Origin of the sequence: Corynebacterium sp. UMB2355A, assembly GCF_033877495.1 — a bacterium.
GTDB lineage: Bacteria > Actinomycetota > Actinomycetes > Mycobacteriales > Mycobacteriaceae > Corynebacterium > Corynebacterium pseudogenitalium.
In genome coordinates, this window is sequence record NZ_CP138855.1 from 947198 (window position 1) to 958505 (window position 11308).

The 11308-nt window shown below is 54.0% G+C and carries 2 protein-coding genes; both read right to left on the minus strand.

The genetic code is table 11. From position 1 onward, the window contains the following. Positions 1-41: 41 nt before the first annotated feature. Positions 42-5285 (minus strand): YPDG domain-containing protein, encoded by a 5244-nt coding sequence (locus R0V12_RS04550; protein WP_320072930.1) that lies wholly within the window; start codon positions 5283-5285, stop codon positions 42-44. 440 nt (positions 5286-5725) lie between these two features. Beyond that, on the minus strand, positions 5726-10984 hold the full coding sequence (locus R0V12_RS04555; RefSeq protein ID WP_320072931.1) for a YPDG domain-containing protein: 5259 nt from the start codon (positions 10982-10984) through the stop codon (positions 5726-5728). Between the last annotated feature and the right edge of the window lie 324 nt (positions 10985-11308).

An 11308-nucleotide genomic window follows, 5' to 3' on the forward strand; every position in this document is an offset into this window, starting at 1 on the left:
CAGCCTCCCCCGTAAGGGGGTGGCTGTTCAGAGCGTATTTCTTACTGCTGCTTCTTCTCTTGCTTTGCCGGAGTCTTGTTGTCCGTCTTGGAGGACAGCTTCGTCGTCTTGCCAGAGGAACCCTTCAGCTCAAGGTCCTTCACAGAAGACTTCGGACCATTCGGGTTGCAGTTGTCGTAGATAACCGTGCCAGCCAGGATACCGGCAGCAATCAGCACGATACCTGCAGCAACCATGCCCAGGTCAGCACCAACAGTGCGCAGCTGTGCATTGATCTGCTCAGCTTGACGAGCCATCTCCGGGTTGAAGATGCCAGCCTGCTGCTGGATACGAGTGTTCACAGCCTGCAGCTGAGCATCAACCTGAGCAGCAACATCGCTCAGAACCGGAATCTGAATCTGGGAAGCCAGACCCAGCGGCAGCAACGCGATCAGCGGCAGACCGAAGCCAACAGCAGACGCCACACACTTACCAGTGTCGATGCCGACCTGTGCGGTGGCAGTGTTGCCAGAGCCATCCTCAACGGTGACCTTGTCGCCCGGCTTCAACTCGACGTTGGACGGAACGCTGATCTTCCAGTTGCCGTCCTTGTCGGTCGTGGTCTTAATGACCTTGCCGTTCGGCAGCGTGACCTTGATGTCCTCACCCGGACGATCGCCCTTACCAGAGATCGTCTTGTCACCAGGCTTGATGTCGTTGATCGTCGGCTTAGTGGTGTCCTTAACGGTAACTTCCGCGGAGTTGCCCTTGCCGTCCTCGACTGTGATCTTGTCGCCCGGCTTCAACTCGACGTTGGACGGAACGCTGATCTTCCAGTTGCCGTCCTTGTCGGTCGTGGTCTCAATGACCTTGCCGTTCGGCAGCGTGACCTTGATGTCCTCACCCGGACGGTCACCCTTACCAGAGATGGTCTTGTCACCAGGCGCCACCGGATTGATCTCCGGTGCAGTGGTATCCGGGATCTCATCACCATTTGCTGGGTTCGAGTCACCCTCGATCTCATCCTTATTCGAGATACCGTCGCCGTCGAAGTCACCCTCCGGATCCAGCAAGGACTTGCCATCCTTACCAACCAGAACGAAGTCAGCAACACCCGAGTTATTAGAACCATCGTTGTAGACAAAGTCCACAGTCACAGACGGCTCAACATACGGAGTGAAGATCTTCTTGAACTTCTCCCAGCTGCTATCAATATTCGGCAGCTCGGACTTAATCTTCTCGCCAACCTTGTCGTAGCCAGGAGCCGTCGCATCAACAACACCAGTCTCCGGAACGGTATTGAAGTCCCAATCGTCAGAACCAGCAGAAGGCGTACCCTTCGCTTCCTTCACAGGAACATTGGTCTTGTCCTCAAACGGATCAGACGTCTCAGTCTTGCCCGCCTCAACATTCTTAGGCGCACCATAATCCGGCGTGTTCTTCACAGCATCAGATTTCGGATCAAGAATATTGATATCGATCTCGCCGACCTTGTTGCCATCCTTGTCCTTGACGACAACCTTGCCGTCCTGCGGCTCGGTACCCTCAGGCACCGTCACCTTGATCTCACCAGTGTTCGGATCAACCTCAACCTTGGCATCCTTGATCGGGTTGCGGTCCTTATCCAGGACATCACCAGTCATACCCTCAGTCGGGTTCTTGACCTTGTCATCCAACGTCTTCGGCTTGTTATCAGCCGGAACATCGTCAGTCTTGCCACCAGGCTCGATCGATGGTGCCGGCTTGGTGATCTTGATGTCGATCTCGCCAACCGGGTTGCCGTCCTTATCCTTAACAACAACCTTGCCATCCTGAGGCTCGGTGCCCTCAGGCACCGTTACCTTGATCTCACCAGTGTTCGGATCAACCTCAACCTTGGCATCCTTGATCGGGTTACCGTCCTTATCAAGAACATCACCAGTCATACCATCAGTCGGGTTCTTGACCTTGTCATCCAAAGGCTTCGGCTTGTTATCGGCCGGAACCTCATCGGTCTTCTCACCGGTCTCAATCGACGGAGCCGGGGTCTCGTCCTTCGGCTCGGTGATCTTGATGTCAATCTCACCGACCTTGTTGCCGTCCTTGTCCTTGACGACAACCTTGCCATCCTGCGGCTCGGTACCCTCAGGCACCGTCACCTTGATCTCACCAGTCTTCGGATCAACCTCAACCTTGGCATTCTCGATCGGGTTACCGTCCTTATCCAGGACATCACCCGTCATACCCTCAGTCGGATTCTTGACCTTGTCATCCAAAGTCTTCGGCTTGTTATCAGCCGGAACCTCATCGGTCTTCTCACCGGTCTCAATCGACGGTGCCGGAGTCTTATCCTCCGGCTTGGAGTTCGGGTCCTTCGGATCAGTACCGGCTTCCTTCTCCTGCTCATCAGTGAAGCCGTCACCGTCGTCATCATTGTCGTTGACATCCGGGGTGCCGTCACCATCGGTATCACGCTGAACCGTGATCACCTTCTTATCCTTGGCAATTTCCTTGCCGTCCTTATCAGTGATGGTGACCGTGACAGTCACGTCACGCTCTTCCTCATCCTTACCCCAGTCAGTGATCTTCTCCGGGGTACCGGTGACCTTACCGTTCTTGTCATCAACAGTCAGACCATCCGGCAGACCATCAACAGTGACCTTGCCACCTTCCGGAACATCCTTCGCCGTATCAAACGGGTCCGTCGGCTGACCCTCAACAACGACCTTCTTCTCGGTGTCTACCGTTGCCGGGATGGAATTCTTGTCCTTCGGATCAGAACCCTTGTCCTTCTCATCCTCATCAGAGACACCATCATTGTCGTCGTCGGTATCACCCTCGACGTCGTTACCGTCCTTATCGGTGTAACCACCATCAAAGTCCGGCTTACCATCACCATCAGTATCCAGATAGAACGGCGCGGTCACCTCATCAGTGGAGCCATCCTTGTAGGTAACCGTAACCGGAACCTCAAACTTCTCAACAGTGTCCTTATTAACACCATCAACAGTCACCGTGATCTCACCGGTGGTCTCATCAATGTCGACCTTGTAGCCAGCAGGAGCCTGGAAGTCCTCCGGGATCGTAAACTTCGCACCCTCAGGAACATCGACGCCCTTACCGTCCTTGTCGGTGAAGGATGGCGTGGACTTCGTCTCCTTACCCGGAACAACAAGCTCATTGGCGTACTTCGGCTCAACCGTGTCAGCAACAGGCTTCTCAGCAACCTTAAACGTTGCTGGTGCATGGAAGATCGTACGCGGACGAGTAACCTGGTTACCCCCTTCATCAACAACCGGGTCACCGTTTTCGTCGTACACCGGCACCTGGATGGCCGTATCAACCATCTTCACCGGAATATCAAACGACTTGCCTTCCTGACCAGCCTTCGGGGTAAACGTCACCACACCGGTGGTCTCATCAACCGTCACCTGGTCAGCGGTCACGCCCTCAGGAAGCTTCTCCTCATTCAAGAAGAACTTTGCCGACTCCAACTTCGGCTCTTCAGCCTCAGTCTTCGGATCATCAAACGTCGGCGTCGACTCCTTCGCAACACCAACCTTCGCATCCGCAGGCTCATACGCCAAATACGACGTCGTTACCGCAAACGCATCCTGCGCAAGCAACGTACCAGAGCTGTCCTTACCCTGGTAAAGACGAGCAGTAAACACATCACCGTGCTCAACATCAGCCGGCACCGTCAACGAACACGACGGAATACGCGTCGACGCATCCGGAGCAATCGGATCACAGGTCTTGACAACCTCACCAGCATCATTGGTCCACTCGATGGTGTACTCAAGACCTTCACCAACCGGCAAACCATCCGTCAGCGTCTCAACAGTCTCACCAACACGAGCCCAGTTGTCGTAGGTGTTCTTCTCAAGCACATCAAACTTCAACGGTGCTGGATACAGCGCAATATTCCAATTGCCATAGGCACCAGTAGAGCGAGAGATTAATGATCCACCGCCACCGAACACTTTCATGCTGGTACCAGTATTTGGGCCATCCCAGTGTCCCAGAGACCATGGGTACAGCATGCCGATGTTATCTGGCAATGTGTTCCCGTCCTTATCAAGTAACTGAACATATGACCAGTCCGTGTTCACGTGCTTCGAGCTTCGGTTACCTTCCGCCCAGCTGCCCTGGTCATGGGAATCAGCAAGCGTGTGCAGCTTGTCCGCCGGCGGCGTGAAAGTACCAGGAGTGCTCTCCCAGCTATTACCCCACAGGCCTCTCCAGTACAACGAAAACTTGCCGTCAGCGGCTGTCGTAGTCTTGACTGTCTCAGCAATCCAACCCTCTGGATCAGCTGCTACCTGGTCATTAATCCACTTTTGCAGACCCTGCTCGTCATCGACAGTCCACCCTTTGCCACGAAGAGTTTTGCCTGCAAAATTCTCCTTAACGTACTCGTGGATTGCTTTAACGGCCTCATCGCTCAAATAGGACCCAACGACGGTCAAACCGGCAGCCGGTACGTCGGAACCGTCGTATTTCGAAAGGGTGTCGTGCCTGAGCGCACCCTGAAGCACACGTAGATTCCAGAATGCACGACCCCAATACGCACCTGCAGAGCCGCCACCTTGAGACTCAGCCCATTGCTCTTGTGGCAAGTGCTGTGGCAGGTCTGTCTTTTGTGCATATTGGATCGTGACGCCCTTGACACGATTGCCGACCCACTGTCCATCGCCTTGTGTGCCAGGTGTGGTCGTCGTCGTTGGGAAGATCCCCGCGGCTGGCTGATGCACTAGTCGGTATTGGTGAACCAACTCTTCAGGAAGCTCGGCCCACATACGGATCTTCTCACGACGCTGATCACGGCGACCAGATGGTTTACCCGTGGTCAATCCAACAGAGGCATCCGCCATGAACGTACGCTCGACGCCCTCAGCATCCGTATACGGCGCCATATTCAGCGTGAAGTTACCGTTCTCATCAGACATGGTGTAGTACACCGGAGAAGCGTGCTCAGTATTAACACCCTCATACCACTGGGCGAATACCTTCACGCCCTGAAGTGCCTTACCGGCATCCTGAACTTCACCGAACCCCGCAAGAATCTCCTGAACTTCCTTGACAGACCCTGAAATGGTCCCCTTCTTATCCGCTTCACCTGGGGAGTAGATTGCATCCTCGTATGCCCCGACCGACTCAGCCGGCTCCAGAGCAATTAATCCCTGGTCGGCCGTAGCAGAAGTCTCCTCCTGGGCAAACGCAACCGGCTGTGCCAGCGGCGCAACGAGCGCAAACGAAAGTGCTGCCGCAGCGATCGAGGTACCGCGACGAATCTTGTAGGAGCTTCGCACAACAATTCCTTTCATTCGTTGATTTGAAACATATAGTCGCACCGCCGCGTTTTTCACCGATCTTTAGGCACAAACACAGGCGCTACGTGGTTTACAGTCATCAAAGAATAACAACGAATGGCCTGCGCTTCTAATAGACCTTTAGGGCTATTCCATTGCAGGCTTTTGCGACACTGATATGTTTCAAACTCTAAGAATCCATCAGGTAGGCAGCGTTAGGACGGTTGTCCTATAGTGCGCATGTAATTGTTTGTATAGATAATTAGCAGACATATGTACGTCACCTGCGAAGACGAAGATTCCCAGAACTAACAGCGACCGTTGTCAGTACCAATACAAAAAGCTGCCACCCGTCATATATGACGGGTGGCAGCTTTTCTCTTCTTAGAAAGCGTTCAGTAAGCGCTTAACCCCCAGCCTCCCCCGCAAGGGGGTGGCTGTTCAGAGCGTATTTCTTACTGCTCCTTCTTCGGCTTTGCCGTGGTCTTAGGAGCCGCGGTTCCCTTGGAGGACAGCTTCATCGTCTTGCCGGAAGAACCCTTCAGCTCCAGATCCTTGACCGAAGACTTCGGACCATTCGGGTTGCAGTTGTCGTAGATAACCGTGCCAGCCAGGATACCGGCAGCAATCAGTACGATACCTGCAGCGACCATGCCCAGGTCTGCGCCAACGGTACGCAGCTGCGCGTTGATCTGCTCAGCCTGACGTGCCATCTCCGGATTGAAGACGCCAGCCTGCTGCTGAATACGGGTGTTGACCGTCTTCAGCTGAGCATCAACCTGCGCAGCAACATCGCTGAGAACCGGAATCTGAATCTGAGAAGCCAGACCCAGCGGCAGCAGCGCAATCAGCGGCAGACCAAAGCCCACAGCAGACGCCACACACTTGCCGGTATCAATACCGACCTTCGCCTCGACCGTGTGGGCGCCATCGGTCACCGTGATCTTGTCACCAGGCTTCAACTCAACACCAGCCGGAACATCAACCTTCCAGTTACCGTCCTTATCAGTCTCGGTCTCAACAACCTTACCGTTCGGCAGCGTAACCTTGATGGTTTCGTTCGGACGGTCACCCTTACCGGAGATCGTCTTATCACCAGGCTTGATCGGGTTCACGGTCGGCGCCGCGGTGTCGGTAACTGTGACGTCAGTCGACTTGCCACTCTTGTCCGTAACCGTGATCTTGTCACCGTGCTTCAGCTCAACACCAGCCGGAACATCAACCTTCCAGTTACCGTCCTTATCGGTCTCCGTCTCAACGACCGTACCGTTCGGCAACGTGACCTTAATCGTCGAATTCGGAGTATCGTCCTTACCCGAGATCGTCGTATCACCAGGCTTAACTGGATTCACCGTCGGCTTTTCAGTATCCGGAATCTCATCGCCATTAGCAGGATTCGAACCCTTCTCGATCTCATCCTTATTAGAGATACCGTCCTTATCGAAGTCACCATCCGGATCCAGCAAGGACTTACCATCCTTACCAACCAGATCGAATCCTGCAGTTGCATCATTCTTCGAACCATCGTTGTAGACGAAATCAACCGTCACAGACGGACGAACGTACGGGGTGAAGATCTCCTTGAACTTATCCCAGCTGCTATCAATCTTCGGCAGCTCAGCCTCGATCTTCTTCTTGACATCGTCATAGCTAGGAGCCTTCGCCTCAACAACACCAGTCTTCGGCGCCGTGTTAAACGTCCACGCCTCCGAACCGTCGGACTCAGTGCCCGTTGCTTTCTTCACAGGAACATCAGTCTTGCCCTCAAACGGATCAGACTTCTCGGTCTCACCAGCCTCGACGTTCTTACGATCGCCGTAGTTCGGGACGTTATTCGCCGCATCAGACTCCGGATCGACGATGTTGACGTCGATCTCACCGATCGTGTCCTTACCAGTGCCATCGGTGATGATGACCTTGGCATCCTGCGGGTCAGTACCTTCCGGCACCGTGACCTTGACCTTGCCAGTCTCCTTGTCGATCTCGACATTCGATCCAGGGATCTCATTGCCGTCCTTATCGACGAGCTTGCCCTTCTCGTCACCGTTCGGGTTCTCGACCGTACCAACAGTGTGCTCGCCACCATCAGCAGGAACCGTGGTGTTGTCACCCTCCTTCACAGAAGGATCAGGCTTGACAACATTAACCGTGACATCAACGGTCTCAGTTGATTCATCCGGGTAGGTCACCTTCACAGGAACAGTGATCTTGTCACCCGGAGTGGCATCCCCAGGAACCTTGACCGTGATCTTGCCATCCTTGTCGATCTCGACACCTTCAGGTGCACCTTCGCCCTTGTCGAACGTCGTGCCCTCCGGAGGCGTGGTCTCGTTACCCTTGTCGTCCTTGAACTTCGGAGCAGGAACCTCGGCCGTACCGCCAGGGTTGCCCTCGCCACCCTCGTACTCAGGCTGGTACTTGTCCTTGTCCTGAGTATCTGGCGTCGGGGTAACAGCCTTGTCCTTGACGTCGAACTCGAACGTCTTCGTCACCGGCTTGCCATCCGCACCAGTAACCGGCTTGCGGTCCTTATCCAGGACAGTCACGGTGACCGTGGACTTACCAGCCTTCTCCGGCGTACCAGAAACTTCACCAGTCTCCGGGTTGTAGGTCACGCCATCAGGCAGACCCTCAACCTTGACCGAACCATCAGTCGGAACGTTGTCAACCTCGATCTTAAACGAATCGATCGGTTCACCAACAGTGCCAGACTTATCGGCAATGTCAGCAATCGTCGACGGAACCGAATTCGAATCCTTCGGATCCGTACCAGCCGTCTTCTCATCCTCATCGGAGACGCCATCACCATCGTCATCAGTATCGGTGACATCCGGGGTGCCATCACCATCGGTATCACGCTGAACCGTGATGACCTTCTGATCCTCGGCAACCTTCTTGCCGTCCTTATCGGTGATAGTGACCGTGACAGTCACCTCACGCTCTTCCTCTTCCTTACCCCAGTCACTGATCTTCTCCGGGGTACCGGTGACCTTGCCGGTCTTGTCATCAACAGTCAGACCACCAGGCAAGTCCTTAACCGTGACCTCGCCGTCTTCCGGAACATCCTTCGCCGTATCAAACGGATCAGTCTCCTGGCCCTCAACAACAATCTTCTTTTCGGTATCTACCGACGCAGGAACAGACTTCTCGTCCTTCGGGTTCGAACCCTTATCCTTCTCCTCCTTATCGGTGACACCGTCATTGTCGTCGTCGTCATCCCCCTCGACAACTACCTTGCCGTCCTCATCCTTGATGCCACCATCAACATCCGGCTTACCATCCCCATCGGTATCCAGATAGAACGGCGCAGACGTCTCATCCGTAGAACCATCCGGGTACGTCACCGTAACCGGAACATCAAACTCCTCAACAGTATCCCCGTTGAGCTTGTCCTTATCGACAGTCACCGTGATCTTACCGTTGTTCTCGAAGTTCTCATCGAAGTCAACGGTGTAGCCCTCAGGAGCCGTAAAGTCTTCCGGAACCGCAAACTTCGACCCCTCCGGAGCCTCGGTCTTATTACCGTCCTTGTCAGTAAAGGTCGGCGACGACTCCGCCGGCTTATCCGGCGTCACAAGAGTGTGCTCATACTTCGGCTCGAAGGACGCATTGTCCTTGTCCACAACATTAAACGTTGCCGACGCATGGAAAATCGTACGCGGGCGAGTAACCTGGTTACCCTTCGCGTCAACAACTGGGTCAGCGTTATCGTCATACACCGGCACCTGGATAGCCGTATCAACCATCTTCACCGGGATGTCGAAGGACTTACCTTCCTGGCCAGCCTTCGGCGTAAACGTCACAACACCAGTCTTCGGATCAACCTCGACCTGATCAGCAGTAACACCCTCAGGAAGCTTCTCCTCATTCAAGAAGAACTCAGCCGACTCAAGCTTCTCCTCAACAGGAGCAGTATCCGGATCATCAAACTTCGGTGTCGAATCCTTCGCAACACCAACCTTCGCATCCTCAGGCTCATACGCCAAGTAGGAGGTGGTCACAGCAAACGCATCCTGCGCAAGCAACGCACCAGAGTTGTCCTTACCCTGGTACAGACGAGCAGTAAACACATCACCGTGCTTAACACCCTCAGGTACCTTCACCGCACACGATGCAATTGCCGTATCAGCATCAGGCATCACCGGACCACAGGTCTTGACAACCTCACCAGCATCATTGGTCCACTCGATGAAGTACTCAAGACCTTCACCAATCGGCAAACCAGTCGTCAGCGTCTCAACAGTCTCACCAACACGAGCCCAGTTGTCATAGGTGTTCTTCTCCAGCACATCAAACTTCAACGGTGCTGGGTACAACGCAATATTCCAACGCAGGTACTTATCATCAGACTTGTTGATCTCGACGCCGCCGCCGCCGAAGACCTCCGCGTCCCGGCCAGCGTTCGGGCCATCCCAATTGCCCAACGACCACGGATACAACGTACCCACATTATCCGGCAGAACATTGCCATCCTTATCCAGGATCTGCACGAACGACCAGTCCATGTTTACGTGCTTGGAACTCTTATTACCGTTGATAAAGGTACCTTCATCACGAGATGCAAGCGTGTGCAGCTTGTCCGCCGGCGGCGTCAAAGTACCAGGAGTGCTCTCCCAGCTATTGCCCCACAGGCCCTTCCAATACAACGAAAATTCACCATTAGCATCCGTGGTGGTCTTGACCGTTTCAGCAATCCACCCCTCTGGATCAGCTGCTACCTGCTCATGAATCCACTTCTGCAGGCCCTGCTCATCATCAACAGTCCAGCCATTGCCACGCAGCGTCTTACCCGCAAAGTTCTTCTTCACGTACTCATTGATCGCCTTAACAGCCTCATCAGACAAGTACGAACCAACCACCTGCAGACCCGCAGCAGGCACATCCTTGCCGTCATACTTCGAGACCGTCTCATGCCTCAACGCGCCAGAGGCAACATCCAAGTTCCAAAACGCACGCCCCTGATACGAGCCGTACAGCCCACTGCCCTGAGACTCAACCCACTTGTCCTGTGGCAGGTGCTGCGGCAACTGCGTCTTCTGGGCAAACTGAATCTTCACCTCAGAGACCTTGTTATCACTCCAGACACCATCACCCTGCGTACCAGGAGTAATAGCCGTCGGAGGAAAAATACCAGCGGCCGGCTGATGCACCAGACGATACTTACTTGCCAAATCTTCTGGCAGCTCTGCCCAAACACGGATCTTCTCGCGCTTTTGATCGCGCTGTGGAACAGTCTCGCCCACTGATGCATCAGCAGAGAAACGACGCTCCACGCCTTCGGCATCCGTATACGGCGCCATATTCAATGAGAAGTTACCCTGCGCGTTCGTCGTTGTGTAGTACACCGGCGAGGCATGCTCGGACCTACGCCCCTCATACCACTGGGCATACACTTTCACGCCTTCAAGAGCTTTACCAGCATCCTGAACTTTACCGAAGCCCTTGTAGATCTCCACTACTTCCTTGACGGAACCAGAAATCGTACCCTTGTTCTCAGGATCACCCGGCGAGTGGATCGCATCCTCATAAGCTTCAGCATTCGAAGCCGGCGCCTCGGCAGGAGGCTTCGGAGCTTCCGGATTCTGAGCAGACTCAGCAGCGGGCTTCTCCTCCTGCGCAAACGCCACCGGCTGCGCCAGCGGTGCCACCAGAGCAAACGACAATGCGGCCGCAGCAATCGACGTGCCACGACGTGCCTTAAATTGGCCTCGCATAAACATTCCTTCCATATGGTCTAATCAATGTGGCTACCTACCTGTCAGCCAAGGTCTAGTAAAACCACAAAACTGCAGGTGGTGGACGTAGACAGTGGTCAACGATTAGTCACTCACCGTAAATTGTATCAATCTATGGAAAATGCAGGATCCCTACAGGGCTTTTCTAATTCTCAACCACAAAGAAGTACAAATGTCAGATAAGCACAGGCGGAATGTCGCAATTTTTTCTAGTGATACATTTTGGTCACTATAAATGGAACTCATTAACACAGTTCCAATAGGACCAGTTCAATTAAACTGGAAGACAAATGTTAATAATTG